Here is a 16,751-nt window from a genome sequence, read left to right as displayed (position 1 = left end):
GTTACGGATTTGGGGGAGGACTCGCGCAGTAGCTAGTTTTTTTTGAGATTAATGTAAGGCACGCGAGAGGACTCGCACGCTAACTGGTTTTTTTTGAGATTAATGTAAGGCACGCGAGAGGACTCGCACGCTAACTGGTTTTTTTGAGATTAATGTAAGGCGTAAGGCACGCGAGAGGACTCGCGAGCTAACGGTTTTTGAGATTAATGTAAGGCGTAAGGCACGCGAGAGGACTCGCACGCTAACTGGTTTTTTTTGTGATTAATGTAAGACACGCGAGAGGACTCGCGAGCTAACTAGTTTTTTTGTGATTAATGTAAGGCGTAAGGCACGCGAGAGGACTCGCACGCTAACTGGTTTTTTTGAGATTAATGTAAGGCGTAAGGCACCCGAGAGGACTCGCACGCTAACTGGTTTTTTTGAGATTAATGTAAGGCACGCGAGAGGACTCGCGAGCTAACTGGTTTTTTTTGTGATTAATGTAAGGCGCGCGAGAGGACTCGCGCGCTAACTGGTGAGAAGACTCGCGCGCTAACTGTGAGTTAAACAAAAAAGTGGTTTTACCCAAGGTAAAACCACTTTAAAGTTATTGAAATACGGTTTGCTTATTTGACAAAGAGCAAACAAGTATTTGTTGGTCTTTGTAAAATATCATTGGCGACACTGCCCAAAAACAGATCTTTAAATCCGGTTCTTCCCTTAACGCCGAGTATCATGATATTGGCATTCAGACGTTCGCTCTGTTCGAGCAGGGTGGTGGGAACGCTTTTTTCGCCTGCTGCGATAATTTGAATATCGGAATAGTTGGCGTATTTTTCATTCCAGCTTTGCTGTCTTTTGGCGATGTCTAAATCGGTGGCTTCTTGTATGCCCTTTGCGGTGATCGTCGGTAAAAAGGCCCAATTGAATTTGGAGATATATACGGCCGAATGATTGATTTGCTGTCCCTTAGAATTGTTTTTAAAACGATCTGCCCAACCCATGATAGCCGTGGTGTATTTTGAAAAGTCAATCGCATCGATGATGGTGGTAAGCGGGCTTCTGTAAGTTTCGGTCACCATAAGTGTGGCGCAAGGCAATACGCGAATGAGCTTTTGTGCCAGTCCGCCGTTGCCTACGAAGTTTTGTTTGTTGCCGAGTACCAGCAAGTCGAAGGTCTCCTTCTTAAACAGGTTCATAAAAGCCAGTTCCGAATAATTCTCCATTTTAACCAAGATTTCAAAGGCGTATTCGGGGGCTGTCGCTTGAATTTGATCGTGTAAGCGCTGTTGCAGCTGCTGGGTAATCCGCTCGGTGTTTTGCGGCGTTAGAAAGTCTTTGGGAAGCTCGCCCATCTTGAGGTTGTGTATGAAGACGATTTTGTCTACACTCAGTATTTTGTAGAGTATTTTAACGTATTCAATCAGGTAAGCGTCCATTTTGGACAAGTCCAAACCGATGAGGAGGCTTAATTTTTTATTTTTGTCTATAGTCATTAGATATCGTTGTTATTTTGTTCGTCAATCAGTTCCGAGATAATGTCTTTATAACTGCGCTCTTGTTTGGATTTGAGTTGCTTGTCTTGGCGCTGTAACTCTTCTTGCAGTCCTTGGTGCAGGCTGTAACACATGATGAGTATAATTACAGCGAAGGGGATGCCGGTGATAATAACGGCGGTTTGCAGGGCGATAAGACCGCCGCCCCAAAGCAGTACGATGGCGATAAATCCCTGTAGGAACGACCAAAATATCCGTTGCCAAATCGGGGTGTATTCCGCATTTCCCGAAGTAATGCTGTTGACGACTAAGGAACCCGAATCCGATGAGGTAATAAAGAATACAAAGATCAGGATAATGGCCAATATCGATAGGAACTGCGTAAAGGGGAAGTTTTCCAGAAACACGAATAGGGCGGTCGACATATCGTCTTTAACCGCTGAAATCATGCTGAGGTCGCCTTCGAGTATAAAGTGCAAGGCGGTTCCGCCAAAGATATTCATCCACAACAAGGTGACGAGCGAAGGGATAATCAAAACCCCTAATATAAATTCCTTAACGGTTCTTCCTTTGGAAATGATGGCGATAAAGCTGCCGACAAAAGGCGACCAGGCAATCCACCACGCCCAATAAAATATCGTCCATTTGTTTTGCCATCCGCTATTGCTAAAGGTGTCGTTCCAGGTGCTGATATCGATAAAATTGGCCAGATAAGACCCGGTATTCTGCACATAGCCCTTGATGATAAACAGGGTGGGGCCGAATAAAAAGATCAGCGACATCAGGATTAAAGCTAGAATCATGTTTCCCGAACTCAACAGTTTAACACCGCGGTTCAAACCCGATACCACGGATATGGTGGAGATGGAAATAACCCCCAAAATCATTACCGATTGTATCAGTGGTGTAATTTCCCAGTCGAACAAAAAGGTGAGTCCCGCACTGATTTGAGTAACTCCCAATCCCAGGGAAGTGGATAGTCCGAATATGGTAGCTAGGGCCGATAGTATATCGATGCTGTGGCCGCGCCATCCGTGAATTTTTTCGCCCCAAAAGGGATAAAATAGCGATCGGAACGACATGGGCAACTTGCGGTTAAAGGAGAAGAACGCCAAGGCGAGTCCGACGATGGCATAGATGGCCCAGGCGTGAAATCCCCAGTGCAAACTGGTGAAATTCATCGCTTGTATGGCGGTTTGTACCGAGTCGGCGGCAGCGCGAGGGGTATCGCTATAATGCGACACCGGTTCGGCTACACTATAAAACATAATTCCAATACCCATACCGGCACTAAATAGCATGGTAAACCAAGAAGCGCGAGTAAATTCGGGTTCTGCCTGCTCGCCGCCGAGTCGGATTTTTCCAAATTTGCTAAAGGCAAGGTAGATACAGAAAATTAAAATGACGTTGACAGCAACGATTAAAAACCAACCTAGATTTTGTGTAATCGATAGTTGGGTTTGGGCAAACCACTGGTCGATGCTTGTTGAAAATAGCACGCAGAGGATTAAACTGACGCTGATCAGTAAAATCGTGGTATAGAATACCGGCGGATTGACCACCAGTCTTTTTTTGAGGTGTTGTTTTTTTAACAAGAGTTATGTTTTTAATGATTAAACGATATAACCCAGTACTTTTGATTTCTCGGGTTTATGTGTGGTTTTTTATGTAAATTACTGAAAAAAGCGCACATAGATGTTAATTAAAAGGAGAAATAAATAAAATAGCTTTTTACACTACAACTATGAATCATACTGTGGTGATAAAAAAGTACTGAATAATTGGTGGATACGCCTTAATGGGGCGTTTGTTGGAAACAAACATTAGGTATCTAAGGCGGTGTAAAATCGACGCTAAATAATCAATAGAGTCTGAATGATTGATAAAAGATAACAGCTAGTTCGTCGAACTAGCTGTTAAGGAAAAGTTTACCCTAAAAACGGGTATTTATAATCGGTTGCCGGAATAAAGGTCTCTTTGATTGTTCGCGGAGACACCCAACGGATCAGGTTTAAAATCGATCCTGCTTTGTCATTGGTTCCCGAAGCACGTGCACCGCCAAAAGGCTGTTGCCCTACTACGGCACCGGTTGGTTTGTCGTTGATGTAGAAGTTTCCTGCTGCATTGCTCAAGGCTTTTGTCGCCTGAACAATTGCATAACGGTCTTGACTGAAAATCGCTCCTGTCAAAGCATAAGCCGATGTGCTGTCTACCAATGCAAGCGTTTCTTCCCATTTCGCATCTTCGTATACGTAAATGGTCAATACCGGTCCAAAAAGCTCTGTTTTTAAAGTTTCATAGTGTGGATTTGTCGTCAAGATTACCGTAGGCTCAATAAAGTATCCAACCGATTTGTCGTATTTTCCACCTAAGATAACTTCGGCATCGCTGTCTTTCTTCGCTTGCTCGATAAAGGAAGCCAATTTGTCGAAAGAGCTTTCGGAAATTACGGAAGACACAAAATTCGTTGGGTCTTGCGGCGTTCCCATTTTGATTGTCGCTAAATCCTGCGTCATTTTTTCCTTTACTGCACCCCAAAGAGACGCGGGAATATAGGCTCTAGATGCGGCAGAACACTTTTGTCCTTGGTATTCAAAAGAACCTCTGGTTAAAGCTACCGCTACTTCGATCGGGTCGGATGAAGGGTGGGCGACAACGAAGTCTTTTCCACCGGTTTCTCCAACGATTCTCGGATATGTTTTATAGTTGTTGATGTTTTGTCCAATTTTGGTCCACATGCTGTTGAAAACAGCCGTAGAACCGGTAAAGTGTATGCCTGCAAAATCCGGGCTAGCGAGTAGGGTGTCGGTAATCATGGCAGAATCTCCGTAAATCACGTTGATAACACCGTCTGGAAGACCGGCTTTTTTGAAAACCTCTACGATGACATTAGCCGAGAAGATTTGAGTTGCACTGGGTTTCCACACCACTACGTTACCCATCATCGCTACAGAAGCGGGTAGGTTACCGGAAATGGCCGTGAAGTTGAATGGAGTAATTGCATATACGAATCCCTCTAGCGGACGGTGCTCTAAGCGGTTCCATACCCCATCGGTTGAAGTGGGTTGTTCCGAATAGATTTGCGTCATAAATTCCACGTTAAAACGCAAGAAATCGATAAACTCACAAGCGGCGTCAATCTCTGCTTGGTGCATGGTTTTTGCCTGCGCAATCATCGTGGCTGCATTGATCTTTGCACGGTATGGACCCGCGAGTAATTCCGCAGCTTTTAAGAAGATAGAAGCACGGTGTTCCCACGGCATTTCAGACCAGTTTTTACGCGCTTCCAAGGCGGTAGAAATCGCTTGCTCTACATGGCTCTTCTCCGCTAAGTGGTAATGACCTAAAAGGTGCTTATGATCGAAGGGGGGATGAAGTGTTTTGGTTTTGCCCGTTTTGATTTGTTCACTTCCAATAAATAGAGGAATATCTACTTGTTGGTTGTACTGTTCCGTGAATGATTCTAAAACAGCTTCTCTTTCTTTAGTTCCTGGAGCGTATGATTTAACGGGTTCGTTAAATGCTTTTGGAACATTATAAATTCCTTTAGGCATATGATAATATATTTAATAGTATGAATAATGTAGAGTACAAAGGTACGGTTTTTAACTTAAAGCGGCCGTTATTCTGCGGTAAAATACCAAAACAATAGGTGGGTGGGCTGCTTTAATTCAGTGCAAATGGGGCACTTAAACGGAAAGTGGGGATGTAAACTTTAAAGGAACGGGAGGTGGCAAAATTGATCATACCGTAAAATCCGCGCATCGCGCCAAAGGGTGAGGTCAATAAACAACCCGAGGAATAGCGGTGCGATTCACCGGGTTTTAAAACCGGTTTCTTCCCGATAACGCCCTCGCCATCCACTTTTTCCATATCGTTTAAGGCATCGAAAATTTCCCAATGGCGCGAGTGCAACTGCACCGAATCTTTGCTTTGGTTTTCGATGGTGATTTCGTAGCTGAAAGCGAAGTGAATCTTGTGGTTTTTGAAATAGGTGCCTTCAAAATCCGTCTTCACCGAAATTTTAATTCCTTTTGTTATTTGAGAAACCATATTTGTCGATTTTGAAAAAAGTAGAACTTTTCAAAAATAGTAAATAATTAATTACGAGACAATTAAAAAATTAATATATTATATGTTCGGAATTCGCTTCGCCCATTCCGATTACCCGATCATATAAATCGTTGTTACCGCGATAGTAGACCATTACCTGGTATTGGTTTTCGGTCTCGGCAAAATTTCCGTCTATGGGATTTTCAAAATCGACGCGTTGATTCTTCACCGCCGTATATTGAAAATTGGTAAAGCCCTGCTTGATCAACAGCGCTTTTTCATATGCTTTTACCTCGGGGTTATACACCATTAAATTATCCGCTGTACACTCGTAGTTGTTAAACATACCCGTAATGTAAAACTGTCTTTTATCGAGGGTTTCCGGTGTGATGAGCGTGAAGTATACCCAGGTGTAATCCGCTTCAATCGCCGCGTTTTCTCGGTTGATATTGCGGGGGTAAAAACTGCCGTTGAGATCGGGGAAAAAAGTATAGGTCTTGTTGGAGCGGTCGAGGTTGGGATAGAGGTGGGTGTTGTAAATTTCGCCTGCGGTCACTTCTCCAATGGCGTTGGTCGTGGCGCGAATGTCTTTATTGTCGAAATTGAGAAACTCATTGCCCCCCCAAAACTGGGTTTCCTTATTGTATTTGTAAATCAGGTCGTTGCCGATGGTGTACTGCGGTTTTACCTTGGAAATCGAAGAGGCCCATTGGGCGTTCTGAAACAGGCTGACGCGGATGTTCTGTGCCGGATTCTGAAAGGTTTGCTCCCCGAGTTTAATGGTGAACTCCACGTTTTGCTTGGCGGTAATGGTGCCGATGTCGCGAGATCTTTTGATCTGTACCGGTACGTTGACCAAGTTTTCATAGACGATAAACTTCCTGCGGATAACCACCTCGTCCGAGCGGTTGCTGATTTCCAATACGTAGTTCCCGCTTTTGAGGATCCGGTATTTGGAATGGGTCAGTTGTAAATTGTAGTGCGAATAGAGTTGAAGGGTGTTGAAGGAATTGGAATAATTGGCGATGCGCTGATTGTCCATGCCGTCTATATAATCGATTTTACTCAAGCGCGTAGGCGTCCAGTCGTAATTGTATTGGGTAACGTTGTAGTAGTAGTCGGATTCGCCGGCGAGCAAATCGTCAAAGTCAAAATTTATTGCAGCACCCAGTTTAAAAAAGGGAACCACCGCCTGATTGTTGGCCATAAATGCAGCCGACTTGATGTAGTTGGCTGTTTTTTCCTGAATGTTGTTTTGCCCCAAAGCGTGTACGACAAAAACGAAGAGGGCTAATAGGGTAAATTTTATTTTGGAATATAACATAGAGCCTTGGTTTAAAGCAGATAATAAACACAAATATAGACTAAATGTTGCGATTCAAAAACAGAAAAGCCCTGTAAAGTAATTTATTAGCAATAAATTATAAGGGTTTTGTACAAAGTGGAATTATTTCTCCTGGAGCCAGGCAAAAGCGTTCGATTTCTTCGGCGGTCAATTGGGCGGTATAGTCGACTTCGCGGACCTCGAATCCGATCGTACGCAGTTTGTCGAAATAATCGCGGCCGTAAATGCGAACGTGATCGTACTGTCCAAATACCCGGGCGCGTTCGGCACGGTCGGTGATGCTGTTGTCTTCAAAAGTGGTGGCGCGTTGGAGGTCTTGTGGAATTTGAAAAATTCCCATACCACCGGGACGCAGTACGCGATACAGCTCGCGCATGGCTTGGGTGTCGTCTGGAATGTGTTCCAATACGTGGTTGCACAGTATCACATCGAAGCAATTGTCGGCAAAGGGCAGCTGGCAAATATCGGCCTTAACATCTGCCAGAGGCGACTCCAAGTCGGTAGTGGTGTAGTCCAAGTTGGCTTGTTTGCGGAAGCGCTGGTAAAAGGCCTGCTCGGGCGCAAAGTGCAGCACTTTTTTAGGCGCGCTAAAAAAGTCGGTTTCCCGCTGTAAAAAAAGCCACAGCAGTCGATGCCTTTCTAAGGACAGGGTGCTGGGCGATAAAACATTGGGGCGCTGCTGTGCGTAGCCGTAGGGCAAAAAGCTGCGAAACCCCTTCCCGTCTATGGGGTCGGTAAAGCGATTGCCCTTGAGGTATAGGGCTAATAGGGGACGAATAACATAACTCAACCGAATTAAAATCGGTCGAGGTACGGTATTCAATAGGCTCTTAAAAAGGCGTTTCATCGGCGATTTACAGAACTAAGGGAACGGCTCTAAACTCGTCTTCTTCGTTGCTGACAATGCCCAAAGCTTGGTAGATATAAGCAAAGGTAGACAACAATTCCGGCTTGCCATTTACTAGGGCTACATCGTGCTCGAAGTGGGCGCTGGGCTTGCCATCTCTAGTGACAATCGTCCAACCGTCTTTGAGTTGTTTGATGTTTTTTGTGCCTAGGTTTATCATCGGTTCTATGGCAACGGTCATTCCTTCCATGAATTTTTTTCCTTTCCCGCGTTTTCCGTAGTTGGGCATTTCCGGACCTTCGTGCATTTTGCGACCCAATCCGTGTCCGACCAATTCGCGTACAACGGCATAGCCTTCCGCTTCTGTATATCTCTGAATCGCACTGCCTACATCTTCAACACGGTTGCCGATACGGAACTCGCGAATGCCGACATAAAGGGATTCCTTGGTGATTTGCAATAGTTTTTTAACCTCCGGAGCTACTTCGCCAATTTCAAAAGTATAGGCGTGATCGCCGTAAAAACCATTCATAATCGCACCGCAATCTACAGAGACAATGTCTCCTTCTTCTATGGGGCGATTGGTCGGTAGTCCGTGAACTATTTGCTCATTGACACTGGTTAATAAGGTAGAAGGACAGTCGTATAACCCTAAAAATCCCGGTATTGCACCGTGATCGCGGATATAGGCCTCGGCCATTTTATCTAACTCTAGAGTCGTTACGCCGGGTTTAAGTTCTGTAGCCAACATTCCAAGGGTCTTGGAAACGATTAAAGCACTTTGACGCATCAACTCAATCTCTTCTGGAGTCTTTATAATAATCATATCGAAAATTTTTCTTAGCGCAAAAGTACAACTTTTAGCGTGAACTGAAAATGTTCTCGATCAACTGTTTTTAGATGGAAGTTATGTTTTGATTATTCAGTATCTTTGTTAGAGGTCGTCGGGCTAGTGCCAAGCCTATTTTACTGTTTGCAAGCGCAGCGCAAGCGGATTCGCTTCCAGCGCAAAAGCGGGCTGCCGGGTCGATTAACCACAAGAACAAACAGAAAATCCATGTCGTCGCCCGGAGCACAGTGTGCGATTCACTGCAATTGCTGCAGCGCGATTCGATAAAACCGTAAAAAAACAAATAGAGAAGATTTATGAAATATGTAACAGCTGCCGAAGCCGTACAAGTCGTACGCTCTGGAAATCGAGTTTATGTACACGCCGCGGCGGCGACACCCGTAATTTTAACGCAAGCATTGACCGATAGAGCCGATGAATTGCGCGCAGTAGAGATTTGCCACATACACACCGAAGGAGCGGCGCCCTATGCCGATCCCAAGCACGCGGCCAGTTTTCACGTCAATTCCTTTTTTATAGGCAAAAATGTGCGGCATACCATAGCGGCGGGCAACGGTTCCTATACGCCGGTGTTTTTAAGTGAAATTCCACGCCTTTTTAGAAAGGGTATACTACCGCTAGACGTGGTGTTTATACAGGTTTCGCCACCGGATTTACACGGTTACTGCTCCTTGGGGGTCTCTGTAGAAGCCACTATGGCCGCTGTCGAAACCGCCAAAATCGTCATTGCGCAAGTCAATGCCCTAATGCCGCGCACCTTTGGCGATGGCGTGATACACAGTTCCAAAATCGATTTTGGCGTGGTGCACGATACGCCCATTTTTGCCTCAGCCACAGCGCCGATTAGCGAAATCGAAAACCGCATCGGAACCCATGTTGCCGGACTGATCGAGGATAAGAGCACCCTGCAAATGGGCATCGGCTCCATACCCAATGCGGTATTGTCTAAACTCACCCATCACCAAGGACTGGGCTTGCACACCGAAATGTTTTCAGACGGGGTGATTGACCTCATTGAAAACGGGGTGATTAACTGCGAAAACAAAGGCGTTATCAAAGGTCGGGTGGTATCGACATTTTTAATCGGATCGGAGCGCTTGTATCGCTTTGTCGACAACAATCCCTTTATCGAGATGAAAGAGGTTTCCTATGTCAATGATACCGCAGTGATTCGGAGAAATCCCAAGATGGTGGCCATCAATTCGGCGATCGAAGTCGATGTCACCGGACAGGTTTGTGCGGATTCCATCGGTTCCCGAATGTATTCCGGGGTAGGAGGCCAAATGGATTTTATCCGAGGCGCTTCGTTAAGCGATGGGGGAAAGGCGATAATCGCTCTGCCATCGGTTACGGCTAAAGGGGAGAATAAAATTGTACCGTTTTTAAAACAAGGTGCCGGTGTGGTGACCACTCGGGCACATATACAATATGTGGTGACCGAATACGGAATTGCCGACTTATACGGAAAAACCCTGTTGCAAAGGGTGCACGCCATGGCAGAAATTGCGCATCCCGACCATAGGGAGGCCGTATTGAAGGCTTATTGCGATCAGGTCAAATAAAAAAAACCAGCTTTTCAGCTGGTTTTTTTTATGGTTACAGGCTAGTTGGATGCTCAATGCGGACGCAACAAAGAATGTCTGGTCATTACGGCGGGTTGTTCCAATCCCATCAAGTCCAAAATCGTCGGAGCCAAATCGCCCAAAATACCGTCACGGATGTGTTTGATGTCTGGATCGACCACGATAATGGGAACGGGATTGGTGGTATGGGCCGTATTGGGACTTCCATCGGCATTGTACATGGTTTCGCAATTTCCGTGATCGGCGAGTATAATGGTGGTATAGTGGTTTTTAAGCGCCGCTTCCACGACGCCTTGCACGCATTGGTCCACCGCTTCGCAGGCCTTGATTGCCGCTTCCATAATTCCCGTATGTCCCACCATATCGCCATTGGCGAAATTCAGACACACAAAATCGACCTCTCCTTTATCCAATTCTGGGATCAGCGCGTTTTTGAGGTCAAAAGCACTCATCTCGGGCTGCAAGTCGTAGGTCGCTACTTTGGGCGAAGGACACAATAGGCGTTGCTCGCCTACAAAAGGGGTTTCCCTGCCGCCGGAGAAGAAAAAAGTAACGTGCGGGTATTTTTCCGTCTCGGCTATGCGCAGTTGTTTTTTGTGGTGGCGCTCCAAAATCTCGCCCAGGGTTTCCGTCAGGTTGTCCTTGTCGTAAACCACGTGTATGTTTTTAAAACTGTCGTCGTAATTGGTTAGGGTAACGAAGTACAGGGGCAATTTGGTCATGCCAAAAGCCTTGTAATCCTGTTGGGAAAGCACACTGGTCAATTCCCTGCCGCGGTCGGTTCTAAAGTTAAAAAACACCACCACATCGTCGTCCTGTATCGTCGCTACAGGTCGGTCGTGGGCATCGGTCATGATTAAGGGCTCTAAAAACTCATCGGTTACCGCGTTGGCGTAGCTGTCTTGTATGCTTAAAACCGCGTTTTTACACGGCATTCCAATGCCTCGTGTCAGGAGGTCGTAGGCTTTTTTTACCCGTTCCCACCGCTGATCGCGATCCATGGCGTAATAACGTCCGATTACCGAGGCCAGTTGACCGGTGGTTTGCTCCATCTGACGCAGCAATTCAGCAATGTGATGGGCACCCGATTTGGGATCCACATCTCTACCATCGGTAAAGGCGTGTACGTATACGTCTGTTAAACCCGCTTGATTAGCGGCATCGAGCAAGCCGTATAAGTGCTTTTCGTGTGAGTGTACCCCGCCATCGGAAACCAAACCGAGCAAATGCAGCTTTTTTTGGTGGGTCTTCGCATAGTTAAAAGCGGCCTGAAGCGCGGGTTCTTGGGCTATGCTTCCGCTTTCTACCGCCAGGTTAATCTTGACTAAATCCTGGTATACTATGCGCCCAGCGCCCAAATTCATGTGGCCCACTTCCGAGTTTCCCATTTGTCCCACGGGCAAACCCACGTTTAAGCCGTCGGTCAAAATCGAGGCACTCGCATATTGGGTATATAAGCTGTCGATATAGGGCGTATGTGCTTTTTCTATGGCAGAAACCTTTGGATCTGGCGATTTTCCCCAGCCGTCGAGGATCATTAAAATCACTTTTTTATTCATGTTTGTCGAAGTCTAGTAGTTGATGCATACAAAAATACGCAACCTGCTGTAATTATACTTCATTAAAAAATAGAATGTTAAAAAAACAAATTATTATGTTATTTATAGTGCTCGGTATCAATTTGTTTTTACATTTACGTTTTAAAAATTTAATGTAAAGGAGAGAATGACAATGTATTACAAACTATTGCCTTTGGTTTTGGTGGTTGTATTCGCATTTAAATGGATGGATACCGACGAACTAAAAAACAGTGAACACACAATAAACACTACAAAAAACGAAGTTAAACACTTAGCGAATAAAGCGGCCACTTTTGACGAGGTTGCCCTGTCGACCTACGAGACTTTAAACGTCAAAACTTTTTCCGCCCCATCGCTGGAAAGTTTTAAAGAAGCCTTAAAGGGCTTTACCAAAATGAAAAAAGAAGGGCTGATCAAAAAGGAGGTCTTGACCATTATCGATTTTAGCCTGTCGTCTACGCAAAAACGCATGTGGATCATCAATATGGTAACCAACGAAGTGATGTTGCAAACCGTGGTGTCACACGGCAGAAATAGCGGGTCGGAATTCGCTCAGAAATTTTCCAATACCACCAATTCCTTTATGAGCAGTATTGGCTTTTATAAAACCGGTGAATCCTATACCGGCAAACACGGTTTTTCGCTGCGTTTGGACGGATTAGACAAGGGGTTTAACGACAACGCGCGCAACAGGGCTGTAGTGATTCACGGAGCGGATTACGCCTCGGAACACTTGGCCAAAAGACAAGGTCGATTGGGTCGAAGCCTGGGTTGCCCAGCAGTTCCCCTGGAATTGAGAACGGAAATCATCAATATGATCAAGGAAGAGTCGTGTTTGTTTATCTATTATCCCAATCAGGATTACCTTAAAAAATCATCTTTCCTGGCCTAACAACCCAGTGAATCATATCGAGGTCGTAGGCCTTTAAACAAAAAAACCACCCGGTCTCGGGTGGTTTTTTTGTTGTCGTGGCAACGCTTAAACGCGGCGATTATCAAAGGAGTTTCGCGGCTAAATCGTCGTCTAAATGGTAGATGTCGGTGCGAAATTGAATGCCTTCTTTGGAATTCCATGCCGTCCAGTAGAATTGATGAATTTGGACGCTTTTTTTCAGGGGAATGCCCTGCGTTTTTTCCGTTTTCAACATCGCCTCAATTTTGGCTTTGGTGTAGGGATTCTTTTCCGTTTTTAAGATATAGTCGGCCAAGTCAAACGGGTTTTGCACGCGAATGCAGCCCGAACTCAAATCGCGGTCGTCTTTGTTGAAGTTGTTGGTGTTATTGGTGTCGTGTAAATACACCATGTGGTTGTTTTTAAAGTCAAATTTAATGCGCCCCAGCGAATTGGAATTCCCCGGTTTTTGCACATAACGATAGCTCGAAGCCCTTTCTGGATTCCAATCCTGCGCGCTGACTACCTGACCTTTATTGTCGTAAATAGTAAATCCTCGACTGGCAAAATACCCCCTGTTTTTGGTTGCAGCAGGCGTTAAGTCGTTTTTTAAAATCGTCGGTGGTACCGTCCACGTTGGGTTGATGACCAAGCCGCTAAATTTGGAGGATAAAATCGGGGTTTTACGCGCCGGCTTGCCTACGATTACTTTGTGTCGCTGTATGGTGTCGCCATTGGAAACCGCCACTAGGCTGTAATCGGGAATGTTGACCAACACATAGTCCGTACCCAAATCTCTGGGATACCACCTCCATCGCTCGAGGTTTGCCAAGATTTGGCTGATCTTTTGCGCTTTGGTCTGGTTTAAAGTCGATACGGTTTCCTTGTCGAGCAAGCCGGTTTCATCCAAGCCATTTCTGCCTTGAAAGCGCTTGAGACCCGCTTCGGTTTCCGCGTTAAATCGCGCACTGTGCTCCTCGGGTTTTAAATCGCCCCAGTAGATCAGGCGTTTCTTTAATTCGACAATTTCCGGTAGGGAATCGTTGCGCTTGATCTTTCTGCCCGTTCCAAATTCGTCAAAGGTCTCGTCTGGCAATTCGCGCAGCCTGCTCAAGGCCGCGCGCAAGCCGTTGTAAATGGCATTTTTCGGCCGTAAACTGTCCAGCGATTGCGCAATGGCATTGTTTTCCAAGGCCACGTGCATCGTGGCGCCCGTATTGATTTTCTTCGGGTCTAAATCCCAATCGGTATAGAGTTTTTTCGGGTCCAAACGACCGTTGTACAAATCGTTGGACAGCTTAAAGAAGCTCTCGGAAAACATCAAATCCGTATGGATTTTTTCCACATCGGCAATCTTGATGTAACCGTCGTTGTTTTGCTTTAGCCGTGCCAGGTCATAAGGACGATCCGTCAACCCGTCTTCGTGTATCTTTTCAATCGATTCAATCAGCGCTTTTCGGTTGGATTCCTCAGCCCAAACGGTTTTAAACTGATTGTATCGGTAAAATCGTTGAAGCTCGGCCGATTTGTCTTTGAGCAGCAAACTGTCAAAGGCTATAGCCGAAACGGCGTCTATTGGAGACAGCGCTATGGTGTCGTTGATCACCACACTCACCGGATGCTTGGTTTTTTGACAACTGATCAACCCTAAACAGATCAAACTAAGTATGCTAAAGTATTTCATAGATGGATGGTTTTTGTTTTTTTAATCGATTGCGGCAGCGTTTTCCCGTGTAATTACACCACCGTATCCGCCCGCTTAGCCCGCGCCTTACCGCAGCTTCTTTTATCTAAAATAATTAAAAAAAATGAATTATAGGCTGTTTGTTAAGAGATGTTTTGTTAAATGTTACTTGTTTTTGCGTATTCACTTTTAAAAGAACGAAATTACTGAAAAGAAAAACAACCTGCTCGGTTTTGTGAATAAAATGCAAAATTGGCGGTGATTTTATTTGAATGCCTGTGTATTTATAGTGTATGGCGGTATTTGGTGTTTATTTCGTGTGTTTTTTTAGTTTGGACGGCATTTTCTCTCGTCGTGCTAAAGTCAAGGGGAACCGGGCTAATAGGAGCTTAGAAGGCCTGTGAATGCCGGCGGTAGTATAGGGTCGTTTTAGTAAAATCGGCTATAGGCTTTGTTAGCTGTTTGGAATCGTGTAGTTTTGCACATCCAATTTTTTAATTCATGCAAAAGAAATCTATTTTAGCAAGCACTTTGTTGGCGGCTTTTTGGGGTTATGCCCAAGAAAAACCAAATTTAACCGACGATAAATCCGCTCCCATTTCGGAAATCGTCATTTACGAAACCCGTTTACAGCTGCCGAGTTCCACAAAAAATAGAAACCTTCAAATTTTGGACAAAGCCCAGATTAAACAGTTGCCCGTGCGTTCGGTCAATGAATTGCTGGCCTATGTGTCTGGAGTGGATATCCGCCAGCGCGGTCCCTTTGGCACCCAAGCCGATCTGAGTATCGACGGCGGCAGTTTTGAGCAAAATCTGGTGTTGTTAAACGGTCAAAAAATCAGTGACCCCCAAACCGGACACAACAGTTTAAACATACCCGTTCCGATAGAAGCCATTGAACGCATCGAAGTGGTGCGCGGACCTTCTGCCCGTTTATACGGCGTAAACAGCCTCACCGGTGTCGTGAATATCGTAACCAAGAATCCGCACAAAGACGGTTTGTTTGCCCATATCTATGGGGGGAGTAGTTTTGAAAAAGACAGCGAAACGGGTCACGACGAATGGTTTAACGGTCGAGGAGTTCAGCTCGGCGGGAGCTGGGTAGAAAAAAAACACAACCACTTGTTTTTTGGAAGCCAGGAATCGGGAAATGGCTACCGCTACAACACGGATTTTCACAACAGCAAACTCTTTTATCAGGGCAATATACAGGCCAACGACCGCAATAATTTAATGGTGCTAGGCGGATTGGTGCGCAGCTCTTTTGGTGCCAACGGCTTTTATGCCGCACCGATCGACAAAGAAGCCAAGGAAATCATCAATACCTATTTGCTGTCGTTGAGTTCCAAGCACTTGCTTTCCGAGGCCTTTACCGTGGCGCCAAGCATCGCTTACCGATACAATTATGACGATTACCGCTTTTATAGAAACGACCTCTCCAAGGCGCGTAGCCAACATTATTCCAATGCCTTAACCACCGATGTCAAAGCGCATTATCGCACGGATTACGGGGTGCTTTCCACGGGAGTCGAATGGCGTTATGAAGAGATTAATTCCAGCAATATCGGCGCGCATAATCGTTCGAATTACGGTTTGTTTGCCGAGTTCAAGCGCGAGTTTTTCAACCGCTTAGACGTCAATGCCGGAGCCTATGCCAATTACAATTCCTTTTACGGTTGGCAGGTTTTTCCTGGAGTCGATGCCAGCTATCGGATGTCCGATCAGTGGCAAGCCCTTTTTAGCGTGGGCAGCAGTCAGCGCATACCCTCGTTTACCGATTTATACCTCAATCAAAAACCCAATTTGGGCAACCCGCATTTAAAGCCGGAATCCGCTTATCAAATCGAAGGGGGTGTGCGATTTAAAACCGATCATTTTAGCGCCAATGCCTTTGTGTTTTACCGGGATATCGATCAATTTATCGATTGGGTACGCAGCGATGAAACCCAACCGTGGCAAACGGACAATGCCGCCTCCAACAGGACTATCGGTATGAATACGGCTGCTAAATACCGCTGGAATCTACCCCGTGGCGTTTGGGATTTCGGATTGGCATATACCTACCTTTCGCCCGAAATTGACGATCCGGCAGGCCTTTCCAAATACACCGTGGAGAGCTTTAAACACCAAGTGGTAACTACGGTGAATTACCGCCACAAAAAGTGGTCGGCCATGTGGACCAATCGCTATAACGAACGACTGTCCTATAAGAGTTATTTCCTCACCGATGCGCGGCTGGGCTACGAGCTGTCCAAATACAGCTTCTACCTCGATGCACAAAACATCTTCAATCACACCTATGTCGAAGCCGGTGCGGTACCCATGCCGGGACGTTGGTTTACGGTGGGCGTAAAATTTAATGCGATGTAGTTTTTGGGCGTGCCCCGCTGTGGGAACTCCGCCCTCCCCACAGCGGGTCGGGCGCTGTGTTTCAATCTTTTT

At 45.7% G+C, this 16,751-nt stretch carries 12 protein-coding genes; 3 read left to right on the top strand and 9 right to left on the bottom strand.

Annotated elements, in window-relative coordinates; genetic code table 11:
• Window positions 1–605 precede the first annotated feature (605 nt).
• The 7 genes from ACQZ43_RS02125 to map form a co-directional block, all read right to left on the bottom strand.
• The gene (locus ACQZ43_RS02125; protein ID WP_430614199.1) at window positions 606–1,475 is read right to left on the bottom strand and encodes a universal stress protein; all 870 of its coding nucleotides are present in this window, start codon (window positions 1,473–1,475) and stop codon (window positions 606–608) included.
• Window positions 1,475–3,070, bottom strand: a complete 1,596-nt coding sequence (locus tag ACQZ43_RS02120; protein WP_430614198.1) for a BCCT family transporter — start codon at window positions 3,068–3,070, stop codon at window positions 1,475–1,477. The genes ACQZ43_RS02125 and ACQZ43_RS02120 overlap by 1 nt, the downstream gene beginning before the upstream one ends.
• A 333-nt stretch (window positions 3,071–3,403) precedes the next feature.
• The gene (gene pruA, locus ACQZ43_RS02115) at window positions 3,404–5,029 is read right to left on the bottom strand and encodes an L-glutamate gamma-semialdehyde dehydrogenase (RefSeq protein WP_430614197.1); all 1,626 of its coding nucleotides are present in this window, start codon (window positions 5,027–5,029) and stop codon (window positions 3,404–3,406) included.
• Window positions 5,030–5,141: 112 nt separating this feature from the next.
• Window positions 5,142–5,528 carry a Co2+/Mg2+ efflux protein ApaG gene (gene apaG, locus ACQZ43_RS02110; protein WP_430614196.1) on the bottom strand — a complete coding sequence of 129 codons (387 nt, stop codon included), beginning with the start codon at window positions 5,526–5,528 and terminating at the stop codon, window positions 5,142–5,144.
• A gap of 70 nt (window positions 5,529–5,598) precedes the next feature.
• On the bottom strand, window positions 5,599–6,852 hold the full coding sequence (locus tag ACQZ43_RS02105; RefSeq protein ID WP_430614195.1) for a DUF5103 domain-containing protein: 1,254 nt from the start codon (window positions 6,850–6,852) through the stop codon (window positions 5,599–5,601).
• A gap of 97 nt (window positions 6,853–6,949) precedes the next feature.
• The gene (locus tag ACQZ43_RS02100) at window positions 6,950–7,720 is read right to left on the bottom strand and encodes a class I SAM-dependent methyltransferase (protein ID WP_430614194.1); all 771 of its coding nucleotides are present in this window, start codon (window positions 7,718–7,720) and stop codon (window positions 6,950–6,952) included.
• Between the two features lie 7 nt (window positions 7,721–7,727).
• The gene (gene map / locus ACQZ43_RS02095; protein ID WP_430614192.1) at window positions 7,728–8,546 is read right to left on the bottom strand and encodes a type I methionyl aminopeptidase; all 819 of its coding nucleotides are present in this window, start codon (window positions 8,544–8,546) and stop codon (window positions 7,728–7,730) included.
• Window positions 8,547–8,866: 320 nt separating this feature from the next.
• Here map and ACQZ43_RS02090 point away from each other — a divergent pair, with 320 nt between their 5' ends.
• Window positions 8,867–10,132 carry an acetyl-CoA hydrolase/transferase family protein gene (locus ACQZ43_RS02090; protein WP_430614191.1) on the top strand — a complete coding sequence of 422 codons (1,266 nt, stop codon included), beginning with the start codon at window positions 8,867–8,869 and terminating at the stop codon, window positions 10,130–10,132.
• A 53-nt stretch (window positions 10,133–10,185) separates the two neighbouring features.
• On the opposite strand, the gene gpmI is transcribed toward ACQZ43_RS02090, so the two are convergent.
• A complete protein-coding gene (gene gpmI / locus ACQZ43_RS02085) occupies window positions 10,186–11,712 on the bottom strand; it encodes a 2,3-bisphosphoglycerate-independent phosphoglycerate mutase (protein ID WP_430614190.1) in 1,527 nt (508 codons plus the stop codon).
• A gap of 166 nt (window positions 11,713–11,878) precedes the next feature.
• Between gpmI and ACQZ43_RS02080 the strand changes: the two genes are divergently transcribed.
• Window positions 11,879–12,625: a murein L,D-transpeptidase catalytic domain family protein gene (locus ACQZ43_RS02080; RefSeq protein WP_430614189.1), complete on the top strand. Its 747-nt coding sequence runs from the start codon at window positions 11,879–11,881 to the stop codon at window positions 12,623–12,625.
• A 103-nt stretch (window positions 12,626–12,728) separates the two neighbouring features.
• Here ACQZ43_RS02080 and ACQZ43_RS02075 read toward each other — a convergent pair whose 3' ends face one another.
• Entirely contained in the window at window positions 12,729–14,309 is a 1,581-nt protein-coding gene (locus ACQZ43_RS02075) for a L,D-transpeptidase family protein (protein ID WP_430614188.1), read from the bottom strand.
• A 501-nt stretch (window positions 14,310–14,810) separates the two neighbouring features.
• On the opposite strand from ACQZ43_RS02075, the gene ACQZ43_RS02070 reads away from it, so the two are divergent.
• Complete coding sequence (locus tag ACQZ43_RS02070) at window positions 14,811–16,679, top strand: TonB-dependent receptor plug domain-containing protein (RefSeq protein WP_430614187.1); 1,869 nt, start codon at window positions 14,811–14,813, stop codon at window positions 16,677–16,679.
• The last annotated feature ends 72 nt before the right edge of the window (window positions 16,680–16,751 follow it).

Source organism: Flavobacterium sp. JP2137, assembly GCF_050562195.1.
Taxonomy (GTDB): domain Bacteria; phylum Bacteroidota; class Bacteroidia; order Flavobacteriales; family Flavobacteriaceae; genus Flavobacterium.
This window is presented reverse-complemented; position numbering and strand designations above follow the sequence as displayed.

Bases quoted from the DNA above. Each gene is read 5' to 3' on its own strand.
- ACQZ43_RS02125 (WP_430614199.1), bottom strand. From the start codon at position 1,475: ATGACTATAGACAAAAATAAAAAATTAAGCCTCCTCATCGGTTTGGAC.
- pruA (WP_430614197.1), bottom strand. From the start codon at position 5,029: ATGCCTAAAGGAATTTATAATGTTCCAAAAGCATTTAACGAACCCGTT.
- apaG (WP_430614196.1), bottom strand. From the start codon at position 5,528: ATGGTTTCTCAAATAACAAAAGGAATTAAAATTTCGGTGAAGACGGAT.
- ACQZ43_RS02105 (WP_430614195.1), bottom strand. From the start codon at position 6,852: ATGTTATATTCCAAAATAAAATTTACCCTATTAGCCCTCTTCGTTTTT.
- ACQZ43_RS02100 (WP_430614194.1), bottom strand. From the start codon at position 7,720: ATGAAACGCCTTTTTAAGAGCCTATTGAATACCGTACCTCGACCGATT.
- map (WP_430614192.1), bottom strand. From the start codon at position 8,546: ATGATTATTATAAAGACTCCAGAAGAGATTGAGTTGATGCGTCAAAGT.
- ACQZ43_RS02090 (WP_430614191.1), top strand. From the start codon at position 8,867: ATGAAATATGTAACAGCTGCCGAAGCCGTACAAGTCGTACGCTCTGGA.
- gpmI (WP_430614190.1), bottom strand. From the start codon at position 11,712: ATGAATAAAAAAGTGATTTTAATGATCCTCGACGGCTGGGGAAAATCG.
- ACQZ43_RS02080 (WP_430614189.1), top strand. From the start codon at position 11,879: ATGACAATGTATTACAAACTATTGCCTTTGGTTTTGGTGGTTGTATTC.
- ACQZ43_RS02075 (WP_430614188.1), bottom strand. From the start codon at position 14,309: ATGAAATACTTTAGCATACTTAGTTTGATCTGTTTAGGGTTGATCAGT.
- ACQZ43_RS02070 (WP_430614187.1), top strand. From the start codon at position 14,811: ATGCAAAAGAAATCTATTTTAGCAAGCACTTTGTTGGCGGCTTTTTGG.